Here is a 26,258-nt window from a genome sequence, read left to right as displayed (position 1 = left end):
CCGTCCAGACCCGGTTGTGGCAGAGTCTGCGACGGACCACCCCGAGCGAAGGAGGACCGGATGCCCCGGCCGCGGCAGGCGCTGCTCAGCCGGCAGCGGATCGTCGAGACCGCCGCCGCGCTGATCGACGCCGAAGGGCTGGAGGGCTTCTCCACCCGCCGGCTCGCCGCCGAACTCGGGGTACGCGGGCCCTCGCTCTACAACCACTTCGCCACCAAGGACGAGATCCTCGACGCGGTGGCCGACAGCGTCACCGGCCAGGTGGACGTGTCGTTCTTCGGCAGCGTCGACTGGCGGGAGGCGCTGCGCCGGTGGGGGCACTCCTACCGCGCGGCGCTGGCCGCGCACCCGAACATCGTGCCGTACCTGGCCCGGGGGCCGGGGCGCCGGCCCGCGGCGCTGGCCATGGCCGACGCGGTCTACGGTGGACTGGTCGCCGCCGGCTGGCCGCCGGCCCGGGCGACGCACATCGGCGCGCTCATGCGCTACTTCGTAGCCGGCTCGGCGCTGGGCTCGTTCGCGCGGGGCTTCGTCGAGGACCCCGGGCTGTACGCGGAGCAGTACCCGCACCTGACCCAGGCCCACCGGCTGGCCGAGCACCAGCAGCGGGTGGACGAGGGTGCATTCGCGCTGGGCCTCGACGCGCTCATCCACGGGCTGTCGCGCACCTACGAGGAGCACATCGGGCCGCTGCCACCCCTCCCGCCGGCCGACGACGCGTACTAGAGTCAAAACTTGCGCTGCTAGTTTTGGCCGACGTACGTGAGGGGCACGATGGATCTCGCACGGACCGACTTCTACCTCGACGGACAGTGGCTCGCCGCCGGCTCCGGGGAGACCGTCGCGGTGCGGAACCCGGCGACCGAGGAGGTCGTCGCGACCGTGCCGGCCGGCACGGCGGCCGACGTCGACCGCGCCGTCGCGGCGGCCCGGGCCGCCTTCCCCGGCTGGGCCGACGCCCCGCCCGCCGAGCGGGCCGCCCGCCTGGACCGGCTGCACGCCGCGCTCTCCGCCCGGGCCGACGAGATCGCCCGCACCGTCGCCCTGGAACTCGGCACCCCGCTGAAGGTCGCCACCCGGGTCCAGGCCGGCCTGCCGCTGACCGTCCTGCACAGCTACGTCGAGCTGGCCGCCCACCCTCCGGCCGACGAGACCGTCGGCAACTCGCTGGTGGTCCGGGAACCGATCGGCGTGGTCGGGGCGATCACCCCGTGGAACTACCCGCTGCACCAGGTCGTCGCGAAACTGGCCCCGGCCCTGGCCGCCGGCTGCACGGTGGTGCTCAAGCCGAGCGAGCTGACCCCGCTGACGGCGTACCTGCTCTTCGACGCGATCCACGAGGCCGGCTTCCCGCCCGGGGTGGTCAACCTGGTCACCGGCACCGGCCCGGTGGTCGGCGAGGCCATCGCCGCGCACCCGGACGTCGACATGGTCTCCTTCACCGGCTCGACGGCCACCGGCCGGCGGATCTCCCACCTCGCCGCCGACCGGATCGCCCGGGTCGCCCTGGAACTCGGCGGCAAGTCGGCCAACATCGTCCTCGACGACGCCGACCTGGCCACGGCCGTGAAGGTGGGGGTCGGCAACGCCTTCCTCAACTCCGGCCAGACCTGCACCGCGTGGACCCGCCTGCTGGTGCACCGCGACCGCTACGACGAGGCCCTCGACCTGGCCGCCAGGGCAGCGGCGGGCTACCGGCTCGGCGACCCGTTCGACCCGGCCACCCGGCTCGGCCCGCTGGTCTCCGCGGCGCAGCGCGAACGGGTCCTCGGCCACGTCGCGCGGGGGCTGGCCGACGGGGGGCGGCTCGTCGTCGGCGGACCGGACGCCCCGCTGCCCGAACGGGGATACTTCGTCGCCCCGACGGTGATCGCCGACGTCGACCCCGACAGCGCCCTGGCCCAGGAGGAGGTCTTCGGCCCGGTGCTCGCGGTCATCCCGTTCGCCGACGAGGACGAGGCGGTGGCCGTCGCCAACAACTCCCGGTACGGGCTGGCCGGCGCGGTCTGGTCGGTCGACGGGGAACGGGCGCTGCGGGTGGCCCGGCGGATGCGCACCGGCGCCGTCGACGTCAACGGCGCCCCGTTCAACCCGCTCGCCCCGTTCGGCGGCTACAAGCAGTCCGGCCTCGGCCGGGAGCTGGGCCGGCACGGGCTCGAGGAGTTCCTCCAGGTCAAGGCCATCCAGCGATGAGGGCGCTGGTCGTACGGGCCGTCGACGCCCCGCTGCTGGTGGAGGAGATCGAGCTGCCCGCCCCCCGCCCGCACGAGGTACGGGTCAGCGTCCGGGCGGCCGGCGTCTGCCACTCCGACCTGTCCATGGTCGACGGGACGCTCGCACCGCCGTACCCGCTGGTGCTCGGGCACGAGGCGGCCGGGGTGGTGGTCGAGGTCGGCGACGCCGTCACGCGGGTCGCGCCCGGCGCGCACGTGGTGCTGAACTGGGCCCCGCCGTGCCGCGGCTGCTGGTACTGCGGGCGGGACGAACCGTGGCTGTGCGAGCGCACCGGGTCGCCCTCGGCCCCCCGTGGACGTACGCCGGCCGGCGAGGCGCTGCACGTCACGCTCGGCCTCGGCGCCCTCGCGGAGGAGGTGGTGGTGCCGCAGGACGCCGTCATCGAAGTCCCGTCGGAGCTGCCGTTCGAGGCGGCGGCGCTGCTGGGCTGCGCCGTGCTCACCGGCGTCGGCGCGGTCCGCCGCACGGCGGGAGTGGCCCCCGGCGAGTCGGTGGCCGTGATCGGCCTCGGCGGGGTGGGGCTGTCGGTGGTCGCCGCCGCGCGCGCCGCCGGCGCCGACCCGGTGCTCGCCGTCGACGTCTCCCCGACCAAGGCGGCGTTGGCCACCGCGGCCGGCGCCACCGACTTCCTGCTCGCCGACGAGTCGCTCAGCCGGGCGGTCCGGCAGCGGACCGGGGGCCGGGGGGTCGACCACGCGCTGGAGTGCGTCGGGCGCAGCGCCACGATCCGCACCGCCTGGCGGGCGACCCGCCGGGGTGGACAGGTGACCGTCGTCGGCATGGGGGCCAAGGACGACATCGTCGGGCTGGGCGCGCTGGACATCTTCCACTCGGCCCGGACCCTGCGTTCCTCGGTCTACGGCTCCTCCGACCCGGACCGGGACGTGCCCGAGCTCGCCCGGTCCGTGCTCGACGGCACCCTCGACCTCGGCTACCTGATCACCGACCGGACCACCCTCGACGGCGCCCCCGAGGCCTTCGCCCGCATGTCCCGCGGCGAGGGCGCCCGCACCGTGATCCTCCCCTGACCCCCCGCTCCCCCTCCCCGCCCCCACCGGCGTCGATCATGGACTTGTGGTGGGCGGTCAGTGCCACTTCGCGGCTTTCGCGGGGCACCACGACTGCATGATCGGCGCCGGTCGGGGGCGGGGTGGAGGGCAGCGGGGTCAGGAGAGGGCGCGGGCCAGTTCCGTGCGGGAGCGGATGTTGAGGCGGTGGAAGATGTTGCGGAGGTGATGGTCGACCGTACGGGTGGAGAGGAACATCCGGGCGGCGATCTCCCGGTTGGTGGCGCCCTCGGCGACCAGCTGCGCGATCCGCAACTGCTGGCCGGTCAGCAGCCGCGCAGCCGACTCCTCCGGCGGGCCGACCGACTCCCCGGCCGCCCGCAGCTCCGTGGTGGCCTGTTCCGCCCAGGTGGCCGCCCCGAGCAGGGTGAACGCCTCCCGGGCGGCGTGCAGGTGCTCGCGCGCCGCGCGGGGACGGCGGCTGCGGCGCAGTTCCCGGCCCAGGAGCAGCTCGGTGCGGGCGCGCTCGAACGCGCCGGCGTCGGTCGGGTGCAGCCGCAGGGCGGTGCGGAACTCCCGCTCCGCCTCGGCGCTGCCCCGGGGCGCGAGCAGCCCGTGGCAGCGCGCGGAGAGGGCCCGGCGCGACGGGCTCGCCGTACTGCTGGCCCACCTGTCGAAGACGGCGAGGGCGGCGCCGGCCGCCGGCCGGTCCGCGACGGCGGCGGCGGCCTCCACCAGGTACGGGGTGGCCATCACCAGGACCAGCACCTGGCCCCGGCCCGTGCCGGGGGAGGCCAGCGCGGCCAGTCGCGCGGCGGCGGCGGCCGGCCGGTTGTCGACCAGGTCGAGCACCGCCAGGGCCCACTGCGCGAGGGCGCGGGGCCGGCTGTGCGCGCCCGGGTCCTCGCCGATCTCGCGGATCCGGCGCAGGGCGGTCTCGCGGTCGGCCCGGATGGCGGCCAGTACCGCCAGCATGCCCAGGTGTACGCCGGCCCAGTTCTCCTGGCCGGTGTCCCGGGCGGTCCGCAGCCCCTCCCGGGAGCTGTCCGTCGCGGCCTCGTGCCGGCCCAGCCAGTACTCGGCGGCCGCCCGTAGCTCCAGGGCGCGGGGCAGGGCGGACAGCTCGCCGCGCTCGCGGGCCAGCTCGACGGCGCGCTCGGCGAGCCGGTGCGCCGCGCCGTCCACGGCCACCAGCAGCCCGGCCGCCGCCGCGCAGGTCAGGGCCCCGGGGGTCAGCGCCGGCCCGGTCAGCTGCCCACCGAGGACGACCGCCCGGCGCAGGGCGGGCCCGGCCTGCTCGTGGTCGCCGCGCAGGGTCGCTGCGGTCCCGGCGACGTAGGCGCTCAGCAGTTCGGTCGCGGGCGGGTCGTCGGGGCGGCGCAACAGCCGCGCCCGCCGGGCGACGTCGGCGTAGCGGTACTGGTCGCCGGTGAAGCAGGCGGCCTCGCCCGCCCGCACCAGCGCGCCGAGGGCCAGCGCGCGATCGGTGCCGGCCAGCGCGTCCGCCGCGGCCAGCAGCGTGGCGGGCGCGGACCGGGGCCGGCCGGCGCGCAGCTCCAGCTCGCCGCGCAGCAGCCCGGCGCGGCCCGCCTCGGTGGCGCCCAAGGCGGCGGGCAGGTTCCCCAGCAGCAGTCGGGCCCGGTGCGTCCGGCCGGCCGACCAGGCGTACCGGGCGGCGGCCACCAGCCGGGCGGCGGCGCGTGCCGGGTCGTCGGTGAGTTCGGCGGCCCGTTGCAGCGCGGCCGAGGCCGCCGTTCCCGCGCCCTCGCACTCGATCGCGGCCTGCTCCAGCTCGGCGGCCAGGGCCGGGTCGGGCCCCTGGGCGGCGGCGGCGAGGTGCCCCGCCCGGCGCAGCCGGTGCCCGGCCCCGTCGAGCACGCCGGCGAGCAGCAGGTGCGCCGCGCGCCGCTCGGCCAGCGGCGCGGCAGCCCGGACCACGGTCCGGACGAGGGGCTGCGGGAAGGTCACCCGTCGCGGCTCGACGCGGACCAGGCCGGCGAGTTCGGCCGGCGCGAGCGCCTCGACCGTCGCGTCGGCGGCCCGGGCGGCCCGGACCAGGGTGGCCGGCTCCCCGTCCTCGTCGAGCGCGGCGAGCAGCAGGACGCGGCGGGTGTCGGCCGGCAGCCGGTCCAGGCGGGCCCGGTAGGCGCGGCCCAGCCTGCCGTCGGGCGGGGGCGTCCCGGGCACCGGTTCCTCCCCGCGGCACTGGCCCGGGGTGAGCACCTCGGCCAGGTCGACGAGGGCCTGCGGGTTGCCCCCGGCCGCCGCGGCGAGCGCGGCGGCCACGGGCGGCGCGGGCGGCCGGCCGGCCAGCCGGTCAGCGAGCAGTGCGGCGCTGTCCCGGTCGTCGAGCGGGCGGAGCCGGTGCCGGGCTATCCCGCCGAGGGGGACGTCCGCGGCCGTGGTGAGCAGGACGGCCACCGACGACCGGCGCAGCCGGCGGGCGACGAACGCCAGCGCGTCCGCGGTGGGCTGGTCGCCCCGGTCCACGTCGTCCATCGTGCACAGCAGCGGACGGTCCCGCGCGGCGGCGGCGAGCAGGCCGAGCACGGCCAGGGAGAGCGCCAGGCGCCGGTGGGCGGGGCAGCCCGCGCCGGCCAGCGCCCGCAGCAGCACCCGCCGCTGTTGTTCGGGGAGCGCGCCGGCCCGGTCGAGCACCGGGTCCAGCAACCGTTGCAGCCCCGCGTACGGCAGGGCCGCCTCCTCGGGCAGCCCGGTGCCGGCAAGGACGGTGCAGCCCCCGGCGTGCCGGTGGGCGTAGTCGACGAGCGCGCTCCGGCCGGATCCGGGCTCGCCCTGGACCAGCAGCGCTCCCCCGCCGGTGGGCAGGTCACCCAGCAGGCGCCGGATCGCGGCGCACTCGTCGGCCCGGCCGCGCAACACGGCTAATTGCACTGACGATGCAGTAACCATGCAATCGAGTGTTACCTATCGGTAGCCCGATGGAAAGACCGGCGACGCCGCCTTCCCACGGCGCGCGTCAGCGCGGGCCGACGTCGGCCAGCAGGGCGGCGACCGTCCGGGTCATCACCGCGCGGGCCTGGTCCACCCCCAGCCCCAGCCCGTCGCGCAGCATCGACCAGGCCGGCCACATGCTCGCGGCCACCAGGGCGTGCACCACTTGGTCCCGGTCCGGGCCGGCCTGCTCCAGCTCGGCGGCGAAGAGCTGCTCGACCTCGTCGCGCACCCGCGCGATGTGCTTGAGGCGGTTGCGGCGCAGCTGCCCGGAGACCGGCTCGCGCATCTGGGCGGCGCGGGCCGACGGGGCGATGAGCTGGAGCAGCCGGGCCCGCTGCCGGCAGTACGCGTCGACCCGCCGGGCCAGCGGCAGCGCCGGCGAGATCGGCCGGTGGGCGGCGTCCTGCTGCCGGAGCAGCTCCGCGCCGCTGGCCTCGAACAGCGTCTCCATGTCCTTGAAGTTGGTCCAGAGCGTCCGCAGCGAGATGCCCGCCCGCTCGGCGATGCGCTCGCCGGTCGGGCGCAGGTCGCCCTCGGAGATGAGCGCCAGGTGCGCCTCGACGATCGCCGCCCGGGTGCGTTCGGCCCGGGCGGTCCGGCCGTCGACCCGGACCGGCGCCTCGGCACCGCCCATCCGCGCCCGCCTCCTCATCGCCGTCACGTCGCCCGTACCGCCGCGCCGAGTCTAGCCGCGGGCGACCCGGCGACCGTCCGGCCCCGGCCCGGGCCCGGCGCGGTCATCCGGCGGGCCGGCCGGCGAGGCTGACCCCACCGTCGAGGACGAGGGTCTGCCCGGTGATCCAGGCCGCGTCGTCGGAGGCGAGGAAGGCGACCGCGCCGGCCACGTCGCGCGGCAGCCCGAGGCGCCCCAGCGGGTACGCCCGGGTGACCTCCTCCTCCCGGCCCTCGTGCAGCGCCGCCGCGAAGCGGGTCTTCACCACGGCGGGCGCGACCGCGTTGACCCGGACCTTCGGGGCGAGTTCGACGGCCAGGCACGCGGTGAGGTGGTCGACGGCGGCCTTGCTCACTCCATAGAAGGCGATGCCGGGCGACGGGGTGCGGCCGGCGATCGAGGAGACGTTGACGACGCAGCCGCCGCGCTCGTCCATCCCCGCGGCGACCTGCTGCACCCAGCCGAGCGTGCCGACCAGGTTGACGTCGAGGATCTTGCGGGCCGCCGCCAGGTCCAGCTCGACCAGCGGTCCGTACGCCGGGTTGATGCCGACGTTGTTCACCAGCACGTCGACCGGCCCGAACGCCTCGGTCACGGCGTCGACCGCCGCCCGTCGGTGCCCCGCGTCGTCGGCCCGGCCGGCGACGGCCACCGCGTGGGCGGGCCCACCCAGGGCCGCGACCGCCTCGGCCAGGGCCTCCGGATGCCGCGCGGTCAGTCCGACGCGGGCGCCCTCGGCCACGAGCCGGCGGGCGACGGCCAGGCCGATGCCGCGACTGGCGCCCGTGACGAGGGCGACCCGGCCCGCGAGTCGCCCCGAATCTGCATTCACGATGCAGATAGTAGGAGGGCGATCGGCACTCGTCAACGACGGAACGTCGATGGACAGGTCACATTCCATTGACAGCACCTCGACATAACAGCACTGTCGATGCAGATAGTTGGCCCTCCGGAGAGGACGCTCCCATGCCCGAAGCCGTCATCGTCGCCGCCGCCAGGTCACCGATCGGGCGCGCGCGCAAGGGCTCGCTGCGCGACCTGCGCGCCGACGACCTGGCCGCCACCATCGTGCGCGCCGCCCTCGACCAGGTGCCGGCGCTCGACCCGCGCGAGATCGACGACCTGATGCTCGGCTGCGGGCAGCCGGCGGGCGAGCAGGGCCACAACCTCGCCCGGGTGGTCGGCACCCTGCTCGGGCTGGACCACCTGCCCGGCACGACCGTCAACCGGTACTGCTCGTCGTCGTTGCAGACCACCCGGATGGCCCTGCACGCCATCCGCGCGGGCGAGGGCCACGCCTTCCTCTCGGTCGGGGTGGAGTGCGTCTCCCGCTACGACCGGGGCCGCGCCGACGGGCACCCCGGCACCACCAATCCCGCCTTCGTCGGGGCCCTGGAGCGCACCGCGACCAGGGCGGCCGGCGACCTGGCGGGCTGGCACGACCCGCGCGAGGACGGCGAACTGCCGGACGTCTACGTCGCGATGGGACAGACCGCCGAGAACGTGGCGCACCTGCGCGGGGTGTCCCGGGTGAGCCAGGACGAGTTCGCCGTACGGTCGCAGCTGCTGGCCGAGAAGGCGATCGCCGACGGCTTCTGGGCCCGCGAGATCACCCCGGTCACCGTCCCCGGCGGGGCGGTGGTGGCCGCCGACGACGGGCCGCGCGCCGGGGTGACCCTGGAGGCGGTGGCGGCGCTGCCGCCGGTGTTCCGGCCCGACGGCACGGTGACCGCCGGCAACTGCTGCCCGCTCAACGACGGCGCCGCCGCGCTCGTCGTGATGTCGGACGTACGGGCGCGGGAGCTGGGCGTCACCCCGCTGGCCCGGATCGTCTCCACCGGCCTGAGCGCCCTCTCCCCTGAGATCATGGGGCTCGGGCCGGTGGCGGCGTCGCGGCAGGCGCTGCGGCGGGCCGGCATGTCCGTCGACGACGTCGACCTCGTCGAGATCAACGAGGCGTTCGCCGCGCAGGTGCTGCCCAGCGCCCGGGAGCTGGGGGTCGACTGGGACCGGCTCAACGTCAACGGTGGCGCGATCGCGGTGGGCCACCCGTTCGGCATGACCGGCGCCCGGATCACCACCACGCTGATCAACTCGCTGCGCTGGCACGACCAGGAGATCGGGCTGGCGACCATGTGCGTCGGCGGCGGCCAGGGCATGGCGATGGTCGTCGAGCGGCTGAGCTGACGCCGACCGGGCGTGGCGGGCCGGGAGACCGACGCGCCACGCCCGGCCGGTGCCGGGTGCGACCGGTCAGGAGGCCGTCGGCACCCCGTTGGCCGGCGGCGCCACCGGCGGGGCGGTGTGCTCGCGTACCGGCCCGTCGCCCTCGTCCGTCTCGTACGTCGGCCCGAAGTAGGCCTGCGTCCCGCCGCTCACCCGGGTCAGCCGCTGTCCGCCGTAGCCGGAGTGGTCGGTGTCGGAGTAGCGCAGCGGGGCCAGGCCGGGCCCCTGGTAGCCGCCCTTGCGGACGGCCTCGGTGACCGCCTCGCGGGTGAGGTCCTTGCCGGCGGCGAGGAGCACCTGCACGAAGAGGTAACCGACCGCCATGCCGTAGACGGTGTTGCCGTCGAACGGCGCGTCACCGTTGTACTCCTTGTTGACCTTGGTGAAGAGCTGGATCCACGGGTCGGCGGCGTCGTTCTGCATCGGCAGGTAGTTGGCGCCGACCATGCCCTCGAGCAGGCCCGCCGCGGCGCCGAGCTGCTTGGCCAGCGTCGGGTGGTCGGCGCCGACGTTGGAGACCAGCCACTGCGGCTTGAAGTTCAGCCGGGCGGCGGTGCCGACGGCCAGGGCGGTGAAGCCGGGCACGGTGGCGAGGATGACCACCTGGCAGCCGGCCGCCTTGAACGCGCCGATCTGGGGCGCCACGTTGGTGTTGCTGGTGACGTACGTCTGCTTCGCCGTCACCGCGCCGGCGCCGAGCACCTTCTCCACGCCGACCAGGCTGTCCCGGCCGAAGTCGTCGTCCTGGCCGAGGAAGCAGACCTTGCGCCCCGGCAGGCTGGTCTTCACGTGCTGGGCCAGGATCTTGCCCTCCACCGTGTAGTCGGGGTTGAAGCCGAACGTGCCCGGATACCGGTCGGGCTGGTCCCAGCTGCGGCTTCCGGAGGCGACGAAGAGGTCGGGCACCCGGTTGCTCTTGAGGAAGTCGAGCACGCCGGTGTGGGTCGGCGTGCCGAGCCCGTTGAGGATGGCGAAGACCTTGTCCTGCAGGACGAGCTGGCGGACCACCTGCTGCGTGTTCGCCGGGTTGTAGCCGTCGTCCATGATCTTGTAGGTGATCTTCCGGCCGTGCACGCCCCCGTTGGCGTTGACATGGTCGAAGTACGCCTTCGTGGCGGGAGCGATCTTCGAGTAGCCGGCGGAGGCCGGACCGGTGAGCGGCATGTGCGTGCCGACCACGATCTCGGTGTCGGTGACGCCGGGGACCGGGCCCCCGCCGCCGCCACCGTCGTCCCCGGTGCAGGCGGCGGAGGCGACGAGCAGGGTGATGGCGGTGGCGAGCGCGAGCCCGCGCCGTGCCGTTCGTGTCATGTCAGACACCGACCTTTCCTCGGTCCGGGTGGTGGGTGGTCGTGGTGCGGGTGGTGGGTGGTGTGGTGCGGACGGCCGGCGGGGTGGCTCAGGACCGCTGCCGGCTCGCCCGGCGCGCGGAGACGGCCCGGGACAGCCGGGACAGCAGGCCCTGCACGCCGCCAGGAGCGGCGATCATGACGACGACCAGGGTGATCCCGAAGATCGCCAGCGGCAGGTTGCCCTCGACCCGCTGCGCGACCGCCGGCGACAGGGTGAGCTGCTCGGTGAGGGCGTGCGTCAGGTCGGGCAGGGCGACCAGCAGGACGGCGCCCCAGGCCGCGCCGGCGAGGCTGCCCAGCCCGCCGATGACGACCGCCATCAGCAGGAACAGCGACAGCGTGAGCGAGAAGGCCCCGGGCGACACGCTCTGCGCGAGGACCGCGAGCAGGGCGCCGCCGAGCCCGGCGCCGGCCGCGCTGACCACGAAGGCGAGGACCTGGGTGCGGGCGACGTGGATGCCGGCGAGGCGGGCGGCGACCTCGTCGTCGCGGACCGCCCGGAAGGTGCGGCCGTACCGGCTGCGGACGAGGTTGGCCAGCAGCAGCAGGGCCAGCAGGGTGGCCGCGGCGGTCACCCAGAGCTGCCAGCGCTCGTAGGGGAAGTACGCGCCGAGGGCCACCGGCGGAGGTTCGACCGGAACCGCCAGCCCCTGCTCGCCGTTGAACACGCCGTCGAAGGTGACGGTCAGCGCCGGCACCACGACCGCCACGGCCAGGGTGACGCCGGCCAGGTACGGGCCGCGCAGCCGGGCGGCGGCCACCCCGACCACGGCGCCCACCACGAGGGCGGCCAGGACGGCGGCGCCCAGCGACACCGGGAGCAGCCAGCCGCCGGTCATCCCGGCGTCGGCGAACGCGTTCTGGCACAGGGCCACCGTGTACGCGCCGGTCGCCATCAGCGCGCCGTGCCCCAGCGAGAGCTGACCGTTGAGCCCGGTGAGGACGGTCAGCCCGGCGGTGGCGCACAGGTAGGCGGCCACGGTCGCGAGCTGGAAGTTGCGGAACGGCTCCAGTCCGTAGCTGGCGGCCACCAGCAGCAGCGCGGCGACGGCCGCGAGGCCGAGGTGACGCAGCAGGGTCGAGCCGAGGCGGGGCTCGGCGGGGCCGGCGCGGTCGACCCGCGCCTCCGTGTCCGGCGGGGTCACCGCCCGGGTGGCGCTCACACCCGCCTCGCCGCGACCGGGGCGAACAGCCCGCCGGGACGCACCAGCAGCACCGCCAGCAGCAGCACCAGCACCGCGAGCGGGGTGACGTCGCTGCCGGCGTAGCCGCTGACGTAGGAGAGCAGCAGGCCGACCGCGAGGCCGCCGACCACCGCCCCCGGTGGACTGTCCAGCCCACCCACCACGGCGGCGGTGAACGCCGAGACGAAGACCAGGTCCATCGCGTGCGGGTGCAGGCCCAGCTCGGTGGGGATGACCAGCATGCCGGCCAGGGCGCCGACCCCGGAGGCCAGCGCCCACCCGAGGGTGAGCATGCCGCCGACGTTCACCCCGAGCAGCCGGGACACCTCGGGGGCGAACGCCGCCGCGCGCATCCGCAGACCCACCGCCGTGCGGGTGAAGGTCCAGGCGAGCCCCACGACCACCACCGCGACCGCCGCGAAGACGAACAGGTCGTACGGCGACAGGACGGCGACGCCGCCCACGGTCAGCGCGGTCCGGGAGAACGGCGTCGCGGCGGGCAGGAACTCGCTGCCGTACGCCATGCCGAGGACGGCCTGGATCAGCAGCACCAGCCCCAGCGCGACGATCACCGGGTTGAGCGGCGAGGTGTGGTCGACGAAGCGCATGACGACCAGGTCCACCGCCGCGCCGAGGAGCAGCCCGGCGCCGAGCGCGGCCAGGAAGCCCAGCCAGTACGAGCCGGTCGCGGCGGAGACGCTGTAGGCCACGTACGCGGTGGCGACGGCCATCGCGCCCTGGGCGAAGTTGACGATCCGGGCCGCCCGCCAGATGAGCACCAGCGCCAGTGCGAACGCGGCGAGGACCGCGCCCCTGGACAAGCCGTCGAGGGTGAGGAAGACGAAGCGGTCCAACGGTCCTCCCTTGCGGGGACGAGGGTTCAGAAGCCGAGGTAGGCGTGCCGCAGGTCGGCGTCGTCGCGCAGCCGGGCGGCCGGGGCGGTGGTGACGACCCGGCCCAGGGACATCACCACGCCCTGGTCGGCGACGGACAGCGCGCTGCGCACGTTCTGCTCGACGAGCAGGACGGTCAGCCCGGTATCGTCGCGCAGCCGGCGCAGCAGGGCCATGGTCTGGGCGACCACCCGCGGCGCCAGGCCGAGCGACGGCTCGTCGAGCAGCAGCAGGCGGGGCCGGCCGACGAGGGCCCGGCCGAGGGCGAGCATCTGCCGCTCGCCGCCGGAGAGCTGGTGCCCGAGGTGTCGCCGCCGCCGGGCCAGCGGCTCGAAGAGCTGGTAGACCTCGTCGAGGGCGCGGGCCGCGTCGGCCCGGTCGCGCCGCCACAGCCCGCCGAGGCGCAGGTTCTCGTCCACCGTCAGCTCGCCGACCACCCCGCGGCCCTCCGGCACGTGGGCCATGCCGCGACGCACGAGCTGCTCGACGGGGACGCCGCGCAGGTCCTCCCCGGCCAGGACGACCCGGCCGGCCGCCGGGCGCAGCATGCCGGACAGGGTGCGCAGCAGGGTGGTCTTGCCGGCCCCGTTGGCGCCGACCACCGCCGCGATGGCGCCCCGCGTGACGGTGAGGTCGATCCCGTGCAGCACCGGCGCGCCGCCGTAGCCGGCCACCAGGCCGCGCACCTCGAGCAGGTCCTCGCCGGTCATGCGGCGGCCTCGTCGACCGTCGCGCCGAGGTAGGCGTCGGCGACCGCCGGGTCGTCGCGCACCTCGTCGGGGGTGCCGGCGGCGATCACCCGCCCGAAGTCGAGCACCACGATCTCGTCGCAGACGGACATCACCAGGTCCATGTGGTGCTCCACCAGCAGCACCGCGCAGGGGTCGGTGTCGCGTCGGGGCAGCCCCCGGATCAGCTCCGCCAGCTCGGCGATGTCGTCGCCGCCGAGGCCCCCGGCGGGCTCGTCGAGCAGGAGCAGTCGGGGACGCGCGGCCAGCGCGCGGGCCAGGGCGACCCGCTGGCGTACGGCGAAGGGCAGCGTGCCCGGCGCGGCGTCGGCGTGCCCGGCGATGCCCAGGGTGTCGAGGACGTCGAGGGCGTGCCGGCGCAGCCGGCGCTCGTCGCGGTCGCTGCGGGGCAGGCCCAGCAGGGCGGAGAGGAAGCCGGCGCGGGCGGTGTGGGTGGCCCCGGTCATCACGTTCTCCAGCACGGTGAGCCCGGCGAAGAGCCCGGTGCCCTGCAACGTGCGGGCGACGCCCAGCCGGGTCAGCCGGTGCGGGCGCGGGCGCAGCGGCCGGCCGTCGAGGCTCAGCGAGCCCTCGTCGGGCGTGACGAAGCCGCAGACGACGTTGAACAGCGTGGTCTTGCCGGCCCCGTTGGGACCGATCACGCCGACCACCCGGCCGGGCGGCACCCGCAGCGAGACGTCGTCGAGGGCGGTGAGGCCGCCGAAGCGGACCCCGATGTGGTGCAGTGCGAGCCCTTGCTCCATCACCCGTCCCCCCGGCAGCCGCCAGTATTTACACTGGGAGTGTACGTTTCTGACGTGGGCCGTCAATAGCTTCGATACCCCGGACGCACACGCTCGTCGGTCGCCGCCCCGACCGGGGCGGCGACCGACGGTTTCTGCACCGGGCGGGCAGCCACGCGCCGAGGGGCGACCGCGGGTGGCGGTCGCCCCCGGCAGGCGTCAGGCGCTCGGGCAGGTGTTGCGGTACTCCTGGATGGCGGAGCCGCTCGGGCCGGGGCAGAGGAACTGCTCGTAGCGGGTGTCGTCGTCGACGAATCGCTTCAACCAGGCCACGGCCTGCCGGGCGGTGGGCGTGTTGACCGTCTGCGGGAAGAAGTGGCTCGCCCCGTTGAGCTCCAGGTACGCCTTCTCCGACGAGGCCGGGATGCTGGTGTAGAACGGCTCCGAGTGCGACGAGACCGGCGCGACGCTGTCGCTCTCGCCGCCGATGATCAGCGTCGGCACCCGGACGTCGGACCAGGACTTGTCCAGGTTCCACGGCGCGAGCGGCACGGCGGCCTGCAACGACGGCCGGGCGACCGCGGCCTCCAGGCTGCCGCCGCCGCCCATCGAGTGGCCGGAGACGGCGAGGCGGCTGGCGTCGATCCGGCCGCGCACCGAGCTGCGCTGTGTCAGGTAGTCGAGCGCGGCGAGCAGCTGCCGGCCGCGGCTGTCGGGCTGGTCGAGGCGCGTGTTGGTCTCGATGCCGATCACCACGAAGCCGTGCGAGGCGATCCGCGGACCGAGCCAGTCGATGCTGGACCAGGCGGCGGTGTAGCCGGGCGAGATGGCGACGGCGCCGAAGGTGCCCTCGGCGGTGCTGGTCGGGTAGTAGATGACGCCCCCGCCGAAGCCGGTGACGCTGAGCGAGGAGACGCTCTGCGACGCGGTGGCGAACGGGCCGCGGCTGGCCTCCAGCAGGGCGACGCTCGGGGCGGGACCGCGCTCGTACGGGTTGGCGGCGGCCTGGGCGGCCGGCGGCGCGGCCAGCGCGCCCACCGTGGCGAGGACGGCGGCCACGGCCAGCCCGGCGAGGCGGGTGGCGGGACGGGGACGGGCGGTGGTGGTGGGTGATGACACGTCGGGCACTCCCTACGGGACGGGGCATATCGACATGCATCAGTCTTCGACGGTGCCGGCGGCGCCGCATCGGTGAAATCACCAGTCCCCCGGCGCAGGAAAGCCCGGGCCAGCCGTTTTCGCCCGGACTGTCGGGGTAGCGCAGTCGATACCCCGGCCGAAGAAGGAGACGCCGTGTTCAACCCGTTGGAGCACAAAGGAATCCCGCTGGAGAGCCAGATCCGCAACTGGCGCGAACTCAACGTGGAGCCGATCGACCCGGAGGCGGTCGACCCGTACACCCGCTGCCGCATCATCACCATGAACGGCATCGAGGTCGAGGCGATCAACTTCCAGCACCAGTTCGCCCGCAACTGCCCCGACCAGGAGGTCCGCCGGCAGTTGGCGTACGTGCGCTACCTGGAGAGCCAGCAGCAGCGGGTGGTGAACTGGCTGCTGCCCGGCGCCGCGAGCGTGCTGGAGACGACGCTCGGCTACGAGCAGGTGGCCGTCGACCTGACCGCGTGGGTGGCCCGGCACGAGCCGGACCCGTACCTGAAGCAGGGCTACGAGTTCGGCGTGCTGGAGGACTTCGACCACCTCTACCGCTACGCCAACCTCTACGAGATGGTGGAACGCCGCAAGGCGGACAAGATCGTGCAGGGCCTGACCGAGGTCATGCCCGGCCGACCCACCGTCGTCGAGCACCGGCACCCGTTCGACGAGGTGCGCACCCCGTACGACCGCAACACCGTCGACCCCCGCTCCAAGCTGCACGCGCTGACCATCCTGTCGGCCGAGCAGCAGGTCATGTTCTATTACATGAACGTCGGACCGCAGTACATGGAGCCCATCGCGCGGCAGCTCTACCAGGAGATCAGCCTCATCGAGCAGGAGCACGTCACGCACTACGAGTCGCTGCTCGACCCGGGCGAGAACTGGTGGGAGCGGCTGCTCACCCACGAGTACAACGAGTGCTGGCTCTACTACTCCTTCATGCAGCAGGAGAGCGACCCGCGGATCAGGGCGGTGTGGGAGCTGCACCTGCAGATGGAGCTGGCGCACCTGCAACAGGCCGCCGAGCTGCTGCGCCGCCACGACGGCCGCGAGCCGGAGGAGATCGTGGGCAACGCGGGCCTGCCCGAGCCGCTTACCTTCGAGCCCAACAAGGAGTACCTGCGCCACCTGCTCGCCACCCAGGTCGACCTCAACAAGATCGGCGAGGGGTACGTGCGGGAGGCGCACGAGCGGTTCGAGTCGATGCAGCAGCAACTGCACGACGGGCAGAAGCCGCCGAGCGAGCAGGTGATCGACATGCACCGGGAGCGCTTCGGCGACGAGTACCGCATCGAGACCGAGGGGCCCCACCCGGTGGAGTCGCTGCGCGCGCGGGGAGGCAGCCATGCCTGACACCGGTGCCCCGGCCACGCGCGGCCCCGAGGACGACGTCGTCGACCTGCTGCTGGCCCAGCACGCGCGCATCGAGGAGCTGTTCCTGCTGGTGATCGGCAGCACCGGCGAGACCCGCCGGGAAGCCTTCGACGACCTGGTGAAGCTCCTCGCCGCGCACGAGACCGCCGAGGAGGAGGTCGTCCACCCGCTGGCCCGGACGCTGCCGGGCGGGGGCGGCGACGCCATGGTCGACGAGCGCCTCGCCGAGGAACGCCAGGCCAAGGAGACGCTGAAGACCCTGATCGCCGGAGGTGTCGACGCCGAGGGCTTCGACACCGGCATCATCCTGCTGCGCGACGCGGTGCTCACCCACGCCCGCTACGAGGAACGCCAGGAGTTCCCGCTGCTGCGCCAGCACGTACCCGCCGACCGGCTCCGCACGATGGCCGGCGCCGTACGGATGGCGGAGGCGACCGCGCCGACGCGCCCGCACCCCAGCGCCCAGTCCGCGAAGGGCAACCTCGCGGCCGGACCGGCGCTGGCGGTCATCGACCGCGTGCGCGACGCGATCCGCAGGCCGTCGTCCAGCGGCTGATAACCCGCGGAAACCAACGCGCCCACCCGGCCGCCCCCGGCCGGGTGGGCGCGGCCCGTCTGCCGCCGGTGGCCGACGTGCCCGGGTCGGGGCGGGTGCCGCCGTCGCGTAGGGTCGGCACCGCCCCGGTCCGGCCGCGCCGGACGACCCCTGCCCCCGCGGGAGACGCCCATGACCGAGATAGGCGGCGCCACCCGGGTGTACGCGCTGCTCGGCGACCCGATCGCGCAGGTGCGCGCCCCCGGGCTGCTCAACCCCGTGCTGGCCCGGCGCGGCACCGACGCGGTGCTCGTCCCGGTCCACGCGGCGGCGGCCGACCTCACCCAGGTGGTGCGGGGGCTGCAACGGGTGGCAAACCTGCACGGGATGCTAATCACCGTGCCGCACAAGGCCGCCGCGCTGGACCTCGCCGACCGGGCCAGCGACCGCGCCCGCCTGGCCGGCAGCGCCAACGCCCTGCGGCGCGAGCCCGACGGGACGTGGACCGCGGACACCTTCGACGGCGACGGGTTCGTCCGTGGGCTGGCCGAGGCCGGACACCACCCGCGGGGCCGCCGGGCGTGCGTGGTGGGCGCGGGCGGGGCGGGCAGCGCGATCGCGGTGGCCCTGCTCGACGCCGGCGTGGCGGAGCTGCGGCTGAGCGACACCGACCCGGGTCGGCTGGAGACCCTGCGGCGGCGGCTCTGTGCCGCGTACCCCGGCCGGGTCGGCGCGACGGCGCGACCGCGCCTGGCCGACGCCGACCTCGCGGTCAACGCCACGCCCCTGGGGCTGCGCCCCGACGACCCGCCGTCGTTCGCGGTGGCCGACCTGCCGGCGGACGCCGTGGTCGCCGACATCATCATGACGCCGGCGGAGACGGTCCTGCTGGCCGAGGCGCGGGCCCGGGGCCTGCGGGCGCATCCCGGCGAGCCGATGCTCGCCCACCAGATCGACGCCTACCTCGCGTTCTTCGGGCTGTGACCGGCCGGCGGCCGGAGCCGGGAGACCGGCAGCGCCGGCCGGCTTGCTGATCATCTTGTCGGGCGGACCTGTTACCGTCGCGCCGCCGCTGCACCAGTCGGACCGGAGGTAGGCGTGATCAGCTCGCACGTGTCGTCGTTCGTCGGATTACCGGTAGTGACCTTCACCCCGGGAATGACACTTCCCGACGATCCGTCGGCGGTCGCCTGGCGGCTGGAGGTCGAGGAGCACGACGCGGAGGCCGAGGAGTTCCTCGGTCTCGTACGGGCGCTGCGGGAGCAGGTGCCGCCCGAGGCGGTGCGCGCCCTGGTGATCGGCGAGTGGGGCGAGGCCTACGAGCGGCCGCTGCCGATCGAGCCGCTGGTCGAGGCCGCCGCGGAGTGGACGGGGCTGCGGGCGGTCTTCCTCGCCGACCTGACCTACGAGCAGTGCGAGATCTCCTGGCTCACCCACGGCGACATCACGCCGCTGCTCGCGGCGTACCCGTCGCTGGGGGTGCTGTGGGTGCGCGGGGCCCAGGGCCTGCGGCTGGAGCCGATCCGCCACGCCGAGCTGCGGGAGCTGCGGTTCGAGTCCGGCGGGCTGCCGGCCGGGGTGGTCCGTGCCGTCGGCGCGTGCGAGCTGCCGGCCCTGCACCGGCTGGACCTCTGGCTCGGCAGGAGGGACTACGGCGGCGACGCGAGCGCCGAGGACCTGGCCGGGGTGCTCTCCGGCGCCGGCCTGCCGGCGCTGCGACACCTCGGGCTCTGCAACGCGGAGATCGCCGACGCCGTGGCGGCGGCCGTCGCGACCGCACCGGTCGTCCCCCGGCTGGAGGCGCTCGACCTCTCGATGGGCACGCTGACCGACGAGGGCGCGAAGGCGCTGCTGGCCGGGCAGCCGCTGACCCATTTGACGCGGCTCGACCTGGAGCACCACTTCCTCTCCGAGGAGATGGCCGCGGCGGTGGCCGCCGCCCTGCCGGGCGTGCGGGTGGACCTCTCGGACCCACAGGTCGCCGAGGACTTCGACGGCACGCCGCACCGTTACACGGCCGTCGGGGAGTGAGCGGACATGGCCTTCGGTTCCCACGCGCGCCACTTCGCCGGCCGCCCGGTGGTGGACGTCCCCGTCGACGGGCCGCTGCCCATGGTGGACGGCCCGGTCTCGTGGCGGTTCGCCCTTTGGCACTTCAACGAGAGCATGGAGTACAAGCTCTCGGAGGAGTTCCGCGTCGCGTTCGACCGGTTCGTCGCGCAGGCCGGGCCGTCCGTGGACTCCCTGGTCATCGGCTCCTGGGGCTACGCGGCGTTCCACACCGCCCCGGTCGCGCAGCTCTGCGCGGCGGCGTCGCGCCTGCCCGCCCTGCGTGCCCTGTTCCTCGGTGACATCACCGTCGAGGAGTGCGAGGTCTCCTGGATGAAGGTGGGCGACGTCAGCCCGCTGCTGACGGCGTACCCGCAGCTGGAGGTGCTGCGGGTACGCGGTGGCGAGGACCTCGCCTTCTCTCCCGTGCGGCACGCGCGGCTGCGGGAGCTGGCGGTGGAGAGCGGCGGGCTGTCCCGGGCTTTCGTCGGCGCGGTGCTCGACTCCGACCTGCCCGCGCTGACCGACCTGGAGCTGTGGCTCGGCACCTCCGACTACGGCGGCGACGCGCAGGTGGCCGACCTGGCCCCGCTGCTGGCCGGGGAGCGGTTCCCCGGGCTGCGCCGGCTCGGCCTGTGCAACTCGGAGATCGCCGACGACCTCGCCCGGGCGCTGGCGTCGGCGCCGGTGGTGCCCCGGCTGGAACGGCTGGACCTGTCGATGGGCACGCTCGGCGACGAGGGCGCGGCGGCCCTCCTGGCCGGGCAGCCGCTGACCCACCTGGCGGAGCTGGACCTACACCACCACTACCTGTCGGAGGAGACGGCCGCGTCACTGGTCGCCGCGCTGCCGGGCGTCCGGGTGGACGACTCCGACCCGCAGGAGCCCGACGAGTACGACGGCGAGAGCTACCGCTACACGGCGGTGTCGGAGTGACATGCGCCTGACCGTCGTCGGCAACCCCGGTAACCGTCGGGTCGACCTGTTCACCCGGGCGGTCGTCGGCGCCGGCCTGCCCCGACCGGCGGTGCTGCCGTGGGCCGACGTGCTGACCGGGGCGGCGCCCCCGGCGGCCGGCGCGGTGGTACGGGTCGACTCGCCCGGGGAGGACGCGGAGGTGGACCGGCTGCTGCGCCGGTCCGCCGCCCCGGCCCGGCACGGCGAGCTGGTCGGCCTGGCCGCCACGTACGCCGGACTGCTGCGGGGCCTGGACCGGGTCGCCGCCGGCGGAGCGGAACTGCTCAACGACCCGGCGGACGTCGCGGTGCTCTGCGACAAGCGGCGCTGCCACGCGCGGCTGGCCACCGCCGGGGTGCCGGTCCCGGCCGCGCTGCCCGCCGTGCACGGGTGGGAGCAGTTGCGGGCGGCGATGGCGGCGGCCCGCTGGAGCCGCGTGTTCGTCAAGCCCGCGCACGGCTCGTCCGCCGCCGGGGTCGTCGCGCTGGCGGTGGCCGGGCGGCGGGTGCAGGCGGTCACCACGGTCGAGGCGACACCGGACGGGCTGTTCAATTCACTACGGCCACGCCGCTACACCGACGAGGCCGAGGTCGCCGCGATCGTCGACCGGATCGCCGGGGAGGGCCTGCACGTGGAGCGGTGGCTGCCCAAGGCGGGGCTCGGCGACCGGGTGGTCGACCTGCGGGTGGTGACGGTCGCGGGGCGGCCCACCCACGCCGTGGTGCGTGCCGCCCGGGGGCCGCTGACCAACCTGCACCTGGGCAACGCGCGCGGCGACCTCGCCGAGCTGCGCGCGGCGGCCGGGCCGGCGGCGTGGGCGGCGGCGATGGAAACCTGCGAGCGGGTGGCCCGGTGCTTCCCCCGCACGCTCCAGGTCGGGATCGACCTGATGTTCCTCGTCGGCTGGCGACGCCACGCGGTGGCCGAGGTCAACGCCTTCGGCGACCTGTTGCCGGGAGTGCTCACCGACGGCCGGGACACCTACGCCGAGCAGGTGCGCGCCCTGACCGACGGCCGGTGGGACCGCTGGCGCGCGGCGGCCGGGCAGGCACCGCCGCGCGGCGACGCGACGGGACGGCGGCCCAATCGGCGCGACGCGACCGGACAGGGGCCGACGCGCGGCGACGCGGCGGGACGGGAGGTGCTCCGGTGCGGAGCATGATCGGCAGCCACGACCTGCTCCTGCTCACCCTCGACACGCTGCGTCACGACGTCGCCGCCGACCTGGCCGCGCGGGGGCGCACGCCGCACCTGGCGCGGGCGCTGCCCGGGGGCCGGTGGGAGCGCCGGCACTCCCCCGCCAGCTTCACCTACGCCGCGCACCACGCGTTCTTCGCCGGTTTCCTGCCCACCCCGGTCACCCCCGGCCGGCACGAGCGGCTGTACGCGGCGGCGTTCCCCGGCAGCGAGACGTCCGGCGCCGACACGTGGGTGTTCGACGCGCCGGACCTGCCGACGGCACTCGCCGACGTCGGCTACCACACGCTCTGCCTGGGCGGGGTCGGGTTCTTCAACCGGCGCAGCCCGCTCGGGGCGGTGCTGCCGGGCCTGTTCGCCGAGGCGCACTGGGAGCCGGAGTTCGGGGTCACCTCCCCCACCTGCCTGGACGCGCAGCTCGACCGGCTGGCCGAGGTGCTGCCGCGGGTGCCGGCGCGGCAGCCGCTGTTCACGTTCCTCAACGTCGCCGCCCTGCACCAGCCCAACCGGCACCACCTGCCCGGGGCGCAGGCCGACGACCTGGCCAGCCACGCCGCCGCCCTGGAGTACGTCGACGGCCGGATCGACCGGCTGTTCGCCCTGCTCACCGGCCGGGGCCGACCGGTGTTCGCGATCGTCTGCTCCGACCACGGCACCGCCTACGGGGAGGACGGCCACACCGGCCACCGGATCGGCCACGACGTGGTGTGGACGGTCCCGTACGCCCACTTCGTCCTGCGACCGGGGGAATGGTGACCAGCACCGACACGGGCCTCGACGGCTCGCCGTACCAGCAGTACCTCTACGCGTACCCGCACAAGACCTCCTACCGGCCGCTGCGACCGCGCCCGCTGCTGGCGGACGTGTGGCGGGCCGAGGCGCGCGAGGCGCTCTTTCTCTACGTGCACCTGCCGTTCTGCGAGATGCGCTGCGGCTTCTGCAACCTGTTCACCCGCGCCAACGCGCCCGCCGAACAGGTGACGGCGTACCTGCGGCAGCTGCGCCGGCAGGCCGGCCGGGTCGCCGAGGCGCTGGGCGACGACGCCGGCTACGCCCGCGCGGCACTCGGCGGCGGCACCCCCACCTACCTGACCGCCGACGAGCTGACCGACCTGTTCGGCATCGCCACCGCGATGGGCGCCCGGCTGCCCGGCGTACCGCTGTCGGTGGAGACCTCGCCGGCGACCGCGACGCCAGACCGGCTCGCGGTGCTCGCCGCGCACGGCACCACCCGGGTGAGCATCGGCGTGCAGAGCTTCCTCGACGCCGAGGCCCGCGCCGCCGGCCGGCCGCAGCGGCGCGCGGAGGTGGAGACGGCCCTGGGAGCGATCCGCGACGCCCGGATCCCCGTGCTCAACATCGACCTGATCTACGGCATCGACGGGCAGACCGCCGACACCTGGCGACAGAGCCTCGACGCGGCCCTGGCGTGGCGGCCCGAGGAGCTTTACCTCTACCCGCTGTACGTGCGTCCGCTGACGGGGCTCGGGCGGCGGGCGCACGGCCGGGCGGACTGGGACGCCCAGCGACTCGCCCTCTACGAGCAGGCGGTGGCGACGCTGGGCGCGGCCGGGTACCGGCAGGAGTCGATGCGGCAGTTCCGCCGCTCCGACGCGCCCACCCCGGACGGGCCGGACTACTGCTGCCAGGACGACGGCATGGTCGGCCTCGGCTGCGGCGCCCGCTCCTACACCACGTCCCTGCACTACTCGTTCGACTACGCGGTCGGCGTGTCGCAGGTGCGCGCGGTGCTCGACGACTACCTGGCCCGCCCGGCGGACGACTTCCGGTACGCCGAGTTCGGGTTCGCCCTGGACGGCGCGGAGCAGCGCCGCCGGTGGCTGCTCAAGTCGCTGCTGCGCGCCGAGGGGGTCGACCCGGCGGCCTACCGGGCCCGCTTCGGCCGCCCGCCCGGCGAGGACTTCCCCGAGCTGGGCCGGCTGGTCGACCGGGGGTGGGCCACCGACGGCGGGCTGCGGCTGACCCCGGCCGGGCTGGCCCGCTCCGACGCGGTCGGCCCGTGGCTGACCTCGGCCCGGGTCCGTGACGCGATGACCGGGTACGTGCCGAGGTGAACCTGGCGATCCTCTACCGGGGTCCCCTGGCGAGCTGCAACTACGACTGCCCGTACTGCCCGTTCGCCAAGCGGCGCGACCCACCGGAGTTGCTGCGCGCCGACCGGGCGGCGCTGGACCGGTTCGCCGGCTGGGTGGCGGCCACCACCGACGTGCGGCTGTCGGTGCTGTTCACCCCGTGGGGCGAGGGGCTGACCCGCCGCTGGTACCGGGACGCGATGGTGTCGCTGTCGCACCTGCCGCACGTCGAGCGGGTGGTCATCCAGACCAACCTCGCCGCCCGGGTGGACTGGCTGGCCGACGCCGACCCGCGCGCCGCCGCCCTGTGGACGACCTACCATCCCGGCCAGGTGGACCGGGACCGCTTCCTGGGCCGCTGCGCCCGGCTGTCCGAGCTGGGCGTCCGGTACTCGGTCGGGGTGGTCGGCCTGCCGGAGCACCTCGCCGAGGCCCGGGCGCTGCGGGCCGCCCTGCCCGCCGAGGTCTATCTGTGGGTGAACGCCGCCGAGGGCCGGCGCTACGACGCGGGCGAGGAGGCGATCTGGACGGAGCTGGACCCGCTGTTCGGCTACAGCGTCCGCCCACACGTTTCGCTCGACCGTCCCTGCCACGCGGGCGAGACGGCGATCTCGGTGCGTGGCGACGGCACGGTGCGCCGCTGCCACTTCATCGACGAGCCGATCGGCAACCTCTACGACGGGTCGTGGCGCTCGGCCCTGCGGCCGCGGCCGTGCGGCAACGCGATCTGCGACTGCCACATCGGGTACGTCCACCTCAAGCCGCTCGGCCTGCGGGACGTCTTCGCCGGCGGGGTCCTGGAACGCATCCCGGCGGCCTGGCCGTCGGTACGCCGCCCGGTGCCGGTCCCCGCGCCGCAGCGCCGCCCGACGCCGGTCCCCGCGCCGGGGCCGCTGCCGGCGTAACACGCCCAGGGCGGGCTCTGCCGGCCGGCACGCGCCGGGACGGGGGGCACCTGCCACGCGGCTGGGTTGCTGGCACATGCCGACGCGGCTGGGCCGCTGCCACGTGGCACGCGTCGGTGGGGGCGGGCCTGGTGCTCGCCCGCCCCCACCGACGGCCGGTTCAGTCCGGGTCGCCCGGAACGGCCGGCGGCACCGTCACGGCAGCTGGTCCGCGCCGCCCACCCCCGCGCCCGCGGCGGGCGGCGTGGCGGAGGCGGATCCGGCCGTGTACGCGTACGGGGGCCGGGCGACGGTGTTGTCGATCCGCAGCCAGTCGTCCATCGTCTTGCCGGAGTCGTTCGCCCGGGTGATGGTGGCCTTGTCGTAGAAGTTCGTGCCCGTCCAGGTCAGGCGGGTGTCGCCGAAGTCCTCGGTGATCGTCTTCGCGCTCTTCACGTGGTTGCTCTCGGCGTAGACCTGGCCGCCGACGCCGAGGCCGATGAAGTAGTCGTCGACCTCCACGAAGTTGCCGAACACGTGGGCGTAGCCGAAGCGCACCCGGGGGTGGCGGGTGTTGGAGCCGTCGAACCAGTTGTGGTGGTAGGTCGCGCGCAGGTAGCCGGTGTCCTGGGCGCCGTTGCTGTCGCTGTGGCCCAGCAGCATCGACTTGTCGGTGCCGACGAACCGGTTGTACGACACGGTGACGAGGTCGGAGCCGCGCTTGACGTCCACCGAGCCGTCCGTCGAGGGGTGGAAGGTGTTGTGGTCGATCCACACGTGGTGCGAGTAGCACTGGACGTTGATCGAGTCGTCCGGCGAGCTGCGGAACGTCAGGTTACGGATGATCACGTTCTGGACGTGGGTGAACTGGCTCCGCTCGGCGGGGTCGCAGAGGTCCCCGCCCCAGGCCACCTCGTCCGGGCCCCAGCCGTTGACGTCGAGGCCGAAGCCGCTGATCGTGGCGGTGGAGCCGACCCCGATGATCGTCTTGTTGGAGCCGACGTCCAGCATCTTGGCGCCGGTGCCGGTGATCGTGCCGGAGACGCGGACGATGCGCGGCGCGTCGTCGGCCACGGCCGCGGCGAGCTGTGCGTAGCTGCTGACGGTCACCGTCGGGCCGCCCGCTCCGCCGTTCGTGCCGGTCCGGCCGTGGCCGGTCATGGTGGCGAAGCCCTGGAGGCCGGGCGCGTTGCCGCCGGGTGGGGGTGTGGTGGGCGGCGGCGTGGTCGGGGGCGGGGTGGTGGGCGGCGGCGTCGTCGGGGGCGCGGTGGTGGGCGGTGCGGTGGTGGGCGTCGGGGGCGCGGTCGTCGGGGGCGGGGTGGACCCGGTGGTCACCACCAAGTCGTCGAAGGACGCCGAGGAGTACGCGGTCTGCAGGCCGATGCGGCCGGCGGCGGGGCCCGACGCGGATCGCGAGGCGAACTGCGTGCCGTCGACCGACGCGCTGACCACGGAGCCGCTGGCGGTGAGCGAGAGGGTGTACCAGGTGCCGTTGCTGACGGTCCGCGCGGAGCTGCCCAGCACGGTCACGGAGCTGCCGTTGACCGCCTGCAACTCGACCCGGCCCGGCAGCAGGGCCAACCGGTGGAACGTCGTCGAGCCGGAGGCGCGGGCGAGCAGCCCGACGAAGCCGTTGGCGCCCAGGCTCACGGGCTTGACCCGGGCCTGGACGGTGTAGTCGGTGAGGGCGGTCGAGGCGTTGAAGAGTCGGGCGTTCTCGCTGGAGGTGCTGGACTGCCGCGCCACCTGGGAGCCGTCGGGCACGACCGACCAGGTGCCGCCCGACTTGGACCAGCCGGCGATGCTGCCGTCCTCGAAGTCGGCCGAGAAGGCGGTGGCGGCGCCGGCCGTCGGCGAGAGGACGAGGCTGGCGGCGGTGAGCACGGCGACCGCGCCGCCGACGACGGGCCACCTCTTCCGGTACGACGGACGTGGGGGGTCCGGCCTTTCCATGACTGGCCTCCTGAGGGTGGTGGGGCAGGCGGGTGAGGTGGAAAGCGCTTTCCCGAGCGACC

The 26,258-nt window shown here is 75.1% G+C and carries 23 protein-coding genes; 13 read left to right on the top strand and 10 right to left on the bottom strand.

Features of this window, described 5'->3' with window-relative positions; translation table 11 throughout:
- Positions 1-60 precede the first annotated feature (60 nt).
- The 3 genes from DER29_RS32285 to DER29_RS32275 are packed head-to-tail and all read left to right on the top strand — an operon-like array spanning position 61 to position 3,263.
- On the top strand, positions 61-726 hold the full coding sequence (locus DER29_RS32285; RefSeq protein WP_121401384.1) for a TetR/AcrR family transcriptional regulator: 666 nt from the start codon (positions 61-63) through the stop codon (positions 724-726).
- 48 nt (positions 727-774) lie between these two features.
- Entirely contained in the window at positions 775-2,193 is a 1,419-nt protein-coding gene (locus tag DER29_RS32280) for an aldehyde dehydrogenase family protein (protein ID WP_121401383.1), read from the top strand.
- Entirely contained in the window at positions 2,190-3,263 is a 1,074-nt protein-coding gene (locus DER29_RS32275) for an alcohol dehydrogenase catalytic domain-containing protein (RefSeq protein ID WP_121401382.1), read from the top strand. Before DER29_RS32280 ends, DER29_RS32275 begins: the two co-directional genes overlap by 4 nt.
- Before the next feature lie 138 nt (positions 3,264-3,401).
- On the opposite strand, the gene DER29_RS32270 is transcribed toward DER29_RS32275, so the two are convergent.
- From DER29_RS32270 to DER29_RS32260, 3 genes are all read right to left on the bottom strand, one after another.
- Positions 3,402-6,125, bottom strand: a complete 2,724-nt coding sequence (locus tag DER29_RS32270) for a LuxR family transcriptional regulator (RefSeq protein ID WP_233600296.1) — start codon at positions 6,123-6,125, stop codon at positions 3,402-3,404.
- Between the two features lie 97 nt (positions 6,126-6,222).
- On the bottom strand, positions 6,223-6,834 hold the full coding sequence (locus tag DER29_RS32265) for a TetR/AcrR family transcriptional regulator (protein WP_121401380.1): 612 nt from the start codon (positions 6,832-6,834) through the stop codon (positions 6,223-6,225).
- A 103-nt stretch (positions 6,835-6,937) separates the two neighbouring features.
- Positions 6,938-7,705, bottom strand: coding sequence for an SDR family oxidoreductase (locus DER29_RS32260; RefSeq protein WP_233600295.1), 768 nt, complete (start codon positions 7,703-7,705; stop codon positions 6,938-6,940).
- A gap of 134 nt (positions 7,706-7,839) precedes the next feature.
- Here DER29_RS32260 and DER29_RS32255 point away from each other — a divergent pair, with 134 nt between their 5' ends.
- The gene (locus tag DER29_RS32255; RefSeq protein WP_121401378.1) at positions 7,840-9,060 is read left to right on the top strand and encodes an acetyl-CoA C-acetyltransferase; all 1,221 of its coding nucleotides are present in this window, start codon (positions 7,840-7,842) and stop codon (positions 9,058-9,060) included.
- A 66-nt stretch (positions 9,061-9,126) separates the two neighbouring features.
- Here DER29_RS32255 and DER29_RS32250 read toward each other — a convergent pair whose 3' ends face one another.
- From DER29_RS32250 to DER29_RS32225, 6 genes are all read right to left on the bottom strand, one after another.
- Positions 9,127-10,410: an ABC transporter substrate-binding protein gene (locus DER29_RS32250; RefSeq protein WP_121401377.1), complete on the bottom strand. Its 1,284-nt coding sequence runs from the start codon at positions 10,408-10,410 to the stop codon at positions 9,127-9,129.
- Between the two features lie 88 nt (positions 10,411-10,498).
- A complete protein-coding gene (locus tag DER29_RS32245) occupies positions 10,499-11,614 on the bottom strand; it encodes a branched-chain amino acid ABC transporter permease (RefSeq protein ID WP_121401376.1) in 1,116 nt (371 codons plus the stop codon).
- Entirely contained in the window at positions 11,611-12,489 is an 879-nt protein-coding gene (locus DER29_RS32240; protein WP_121401375.1) for a branched-chain amino acid ABC transporter permease, read from the bottom strand. The genes DER29_RS32245 and DER29_RS32240 overlap by 4 nt, the downstream gene beginning before the upstream one ends.
- Positions 12,490-12,515: 26 nt before the next feature.
- Positions 12,516-13,238, bottom strand: a complete 723-nt coding sequence (locus tag DER29_RS32235; RefSeq protein ID WP_121401374.1) for an ABC transporter ATP-binding protein — start codon at positions 13,236-13,238, stop codon at positions 12,516-12,518.
- A complete protein-coding gene (locus tag DER29_RS32230; RefSeq protein WP_121401373.1) occupies positions 13,235-14,020 on the bottom strand; it encodes an ABC transporter ATP-binding protein in 786 nt (261 codons plus the stop codon). The genes DER29_RS32235 and DER29_RS32230 overlap by 4 nt, the downstream gene beginning before the upstream one ends.
- Before the next feature lie 198 nt (positions 14,021-14,218).
- Positions 14,219-15,118 (bottom strand): alpha/beta hydrolase, encoded by a 900-nt coding sequence (locus DER29_RS32225; RefSeq protein WP_121401490.1) that lies wholly within the window; start codon positions 15,116-15,118, stop codon positions 14,219-14,221.
- 174 nt (positions 15,119-15,292) lie between these two features.
- On the opposite strand from DER29_RS32225, the gene DER29_RS32220 reads away from it, so the two are divergent.
- The 9 genes from DER29_RS32220 to DER29_RS32180 all read left to right on the top strand — a co-directional run bounded on the left by DER29_RS32220 (position 15,293) and on the right by DER29_RS32180 (position 24,264).
- Entirely contained in the window at positions 15,293-16,507 is a 1,215-nt protein-coding gene (locus tag DER29_RS32220; protein WP_121401372.1) for a hypothetical protein, read from the top strand.
- On the top strand, positions 16,500-17,084 hold the full coding sequence (locus DER29_RS32215; RefSeq protein ID WP_121401371.1) for a hemerythrin domain-containing protein: 585 nt from the start codon (positions 16,500-16,502) through the stop codon (positions 17,082-17,084). The genes DER29_RS32220 and DER29_RS32215 overlap by 8 nt, the downstream gene beginning before the upstream one ends.
- Positions 17,085-17,255: 171 nt before the next feature.
- Positions 17,256-18,047, top strand: coding sequence for a shikimate dehydrogenase (locus DER29_RS32210; RefSeq protein ID WP_121401370.1), 792 nt, complete (start codon positions 17,256-17,258; stop codon positions 18,045-18,047).
- A gap of 114 nt (positions 18,048-18,161) precedes the next feature.
- Positions 18,162-19,094 (top strand): STM4015 family protein, encoded by a 933-nt coding sequence (locus tag DER29_RS32205; RefSeq protein WP_121401369.1) that lies wholly within the window; start codon positions 18,162-18,164, stop codon positions 19,092-19,094.
- 6 nt (positions 19,095-19,100) lie between these two features.
- Positions 19,101-20,048, top strand: coding sequence for an STM4015 family protein (locus DER29_RS32200; RefSeq protein ID WP_121401368.1), 948 nt, complete (start codon positions 19,101-19,103; stop codon positions 20,046-20,048).
- A 1-nt stretch (position 20,049) separates the two neighbouring features.
- Positions 20,050-21,231: an STM4014 family protein gene (locus DER29_RS32195; protein ID WP_199729640.1), complete on the top strand. Its 1,182-nt coding sequence runs from the start codon at positions 20,050-20,052 to the stop codon at positions 21,229-21,231.
- Positions 21,228-22,022, top strand: a complete 795-nt coding sequence (locus tag DER29_RS32190; protein ID WP_121401489.1) for an STM4013/SEN3800 family hydrolase — start codon at positions 21,228-21,230, stop codon at positions 22,020-22,022. Before DER29_RS32195 ends, DER29_RS32190 begins: the two co-directional genes overlap by 4 nt.
- Complete coding sequence (locus tag DER29_RS32185; protein ID WP_233600294.1) at positions 22,019-23,341, top strand: STM4012 family radical SAM protein; 1,323 nt, start codon at positions 22,019-22,021, stop codon at positions 23,339-23,341. Before DER29_RS32190 ends, DER29_RS32185 begins: the two co-directional genes overlap by 4 nt.
- Positions 23,338-24,264 carry an STM4011 family radical SAM protein gene (locus tag DER29_RS32180; protein ID WP_121401366.1) on the top strand — a complete coding sequence of 309 codons (927 nt, stop codon included), beginning with the start codon at positions 23,338-23,340 and terminating at the stop codon, positions 24,262-24,264. Before DER29_RS32185 ends, DER29_RS32180 begins: the two co-directional genes overlap by 4 nt.
- 195 nt (positions 24,265-24,459) lie before the next feature.
- Here DER29_RS32180 and DER29_RS36040 read toward each other — a convergent pair whose 3' ends face one another.
- Entirely contained in the window at positions 24,460-26,196 is a 1,737-nt protein-coding gene (locus DER29_RS36040) for a LamG domain-containing protein (RefSeq protein WP_158619131.1), read from the bottom strand.
- Positions 26,197-26,258: the final 62 nt, after the last annotated feature.

Origin of the sequence: Micromonospora sp. M71_S20, from assembly GCF_003664255.1 — a bacterium.
GTDB lineage: Bacteria > Actinomycetota > Actinomycetes > Mycobacteriales > Micromonosporaceae > Micromonospora.
This window is presented reverse-complemented; position numbering and strand designations above follow the sequence as displayed.